This window comes from Pseudaeromonas pectinilytica (assembly GCF_054780855.1).
This window is the reverse complement of sequence record NZ_BAAGVN010000244.1, coordinates 1-2,555: the sequence shown is the minus strand read 5'-3', so window position 1 is coordinate 2,555 and position 2,555 is coordinate 1. Positions and strand designations below refer to the sequence as shown.

Annotated in this window: 1 protein-coding gene, 1 tRNA gene and 1 pseudogene; 1 reads left to right on the top strand and 2 read right to left on the bottom strand. The window is 52.6% G+C overall.

The genetic code is table 11. The features are described 5' to 3' along the window. Positions 1-65: 65 nt before the first annotated feature. Positions 66-1,313 (bottom strand): annotated as a pseudogene (locus tag ACYVG7_RS10625) (alpha-amylase family glycosyl hydrolase); the annotation flags it as partial. Positions 1,314-1,477: 164 nt separating this feature from the next. Here ACYVG7_RS10625 and ACYVG7_RS10620 point away from each other — a divergent pair. Next, positions 1,478-1,554: transfer RNA gene (locus ACYVG7_RS10620), tRNA-Met, on the top strand. Between the two features lie 65 nt (positions 1,555-1,619). Here the strand turns inward: ACYVG7_RS10620 and ACYVG7_RS10615 are convergent. Continuing rightward, positions 1,620-2,555 (bottom strand): S16 family serine protease (locus tag ACYVG7_RS10615; RefSeq protein ID WP_460883085.1); only part of this gene is annotated, 936 nt, incomplete at its 5' end.

Below are 2,555 nucleotides of genomic sequence, written 5' to 3'. Positions count from 1 at the left end.
TTGGTATCCATAGCGGGCACCTCAGTCCAGCGAACTTACTGCAAGTATAGATTGCCCCAACACGTAAAGGGAACAGCGCCATCGGCGTCGCCTTTAATAAAACGGCGAACATCATCGCGGAATTGTCCATTCCATTCCCGCCAGCGGGAGCCAGCCAGTGAGCCCACCTGATACAGACCTCCGGCATCCCAGGCTTCGGCAATCATTTTACAATCTGCTAATACCGGATCGGTATCGATGGCCAGTAATGTCGGCGGGTAAACCAGAGGTTTACCCTCTTCATCCCGAGACAAGATCGAGGCTAAATCAAATCGGAAACCATCGACATGCATATGTTCGCGCCAATACCGCAGACTATCGATGATTAAGTGTTTGGTTACCGCATGGGAGCCATTGAGTGTATTACCACAACCGGAGTAGTTGGTATTCAATCTGGTTTTTTGATCGAGAATATAATAGGCCTCGTGATCGATGCCTCGAAAACAAAATATTGGCCCATCATCACCGCCCTCGGCAGTATGGTTATAAACCACATCCAGAATCACTTCGATCCCCGCTTTATGTAAGGCTTTGACCATATCCCGAAATTCATTGACGGCGCCTTTTATTGCGGCATTGCTGGCATAACCACTGTGCGGCGCAAAAAAAGACATGGGGCTATAACCCCAGTAATTGTCTTTTCCGACTGGTGCATCTTGAGGATCAAACTGAAATACCGGCAATAACTCAACCGCCGTAATTCCCAGTGATTTTAAATAGGGTATTTTGTGAATAAGGCCAGCATAGGTACCGCGAATATCCGCCGCTAGACCCGAGCTTTTATCCCGGGTGAATCCACCGACATGCATTTCATAGATGACAGAGCGGGACATGGGATGCTGGGGTGAAATATCCCCCTCCCAATCATAGTTTTGCAAATCAACCACCACACTCTTGGCGCAGCAGTGCAAATTGGAGCCCGGTCTTGCCGCCGCCCAACGATCATAACGCGGACCTAATACGACTTCGCGGCTGTAGGGATCCAGTAATACCTTATCGGCATCAAAATGGGTTCCTTCATAAGGGCGCCAGGGGCCATTGATCCGCCAGCCATACAGCTGGCCATCCCCGATCTGGTCCACAAAGACATGCCAGTAGTAGGCGGTGCGATTGATCATCGGTGATAACTTGATCACCGTCGGCTGCTCATCCTCTGGGGAGGAGAATAACAATAACTCGACACCGCTGGCCAAGCGGGCCCAGAGGGCAAAGTTGACGCCTCCACCTTCAATATTGGCACCTAACTGCCGGCAGTGTCCCTTGGTGATGTTCATACGTCCCCCAGACTGTCCATTAATTATTCACTGTATGAGTAGCCATTTATTTTGCTCTCCGGTGCTAGTGAACCGTTTTTTCTAAGCAGATTATTCTAATAATCCGTCTTATGCTGAAACATCTTGACGGCATCCGATCCTGTGCTACTATGCGCCCCACATGACGCGGGGTGGAGCAGCATGGTAGCTCGTCGGGCTCATAACCCGAAGGTCGTAGGTTCAAATCCTGCCCCCGCAACCAGATCGAACGCCTTGGGCTAACGCCCAAGGCGTTTTTGTTTGTCCTCAGTACCGCCAGCGCATGCTTCAAGGGGTGGAATGTTCCCCTGCGTCCGGCTTTTTGCGCCGGGACTGCGCAAGCGGCGTCGGCGGAAACAGTATGCTAGCGACCTCCTTGAAGTGATCGGCAAACATAAACTCGACTCCAGCCCGAATATAATCCGGTAATTCCAGCACATCACCTCGATTGGCGAGCGGTACGATCAGACGATGAATGCCTTGGCGTTTAGCCGCTATGACCTTTTCCCGCACGCCACCAATCGCCAGCACATGCCCTGTCAGGGTCAGCTCTCCGGTCATGGCGATATTCTTGATCGGTGCCTGGTTGAGGGCCAACGAGAGGAGAGCACTGGCCATGGTGATACCGGCGCTGGGCCCGTCTTTCGGTGTTGCCCCTTCGGGGATGTGCAAATGGATGCCCGCTTGTTCAAAACAATGGGCATCGGCGCCCAACAGCTTGAGGTTGCTGCAGATATAGCTATATGCCAATTCTGCGGATTCGCGCATCACATCACCCAGTTGTCCGGTCAGCTTCAGACTGCGTCCCTGTTGGTTGACCACGCTGGCTTCGATGGACAAGATAGCGCCACCCAACGCGGTCCAGGCCAGTCCGGTCACGATCCCCACGCCATGCAGGGCCTGCTCTTTACGAAATAATGGATTGCCCAGGTAGTTGGTAATGTCAGCAGCTTTGATGCGCAGACTGGTGACCTCATGGTTCAACAGACTGACCACGGCTTTGCGGATAATTTTCGCCAGCAGGTTTTCCAGATTGCGCACGCCAGCTTCCCGGGCATAGTTATCAATGATGCGGCGTATGGCGCCGTCGCTGATCCGGATCTGTTGTTTGTTGACTCCGGCTTTTTCCAGCTGCCGTGGCCAGGGCGCTGTTCCCTTTACGTGTTGTTGACTATTTTCACCCCACCCGATAACCAGGATTTTGCACTGTTGGGCTCTTGGTTG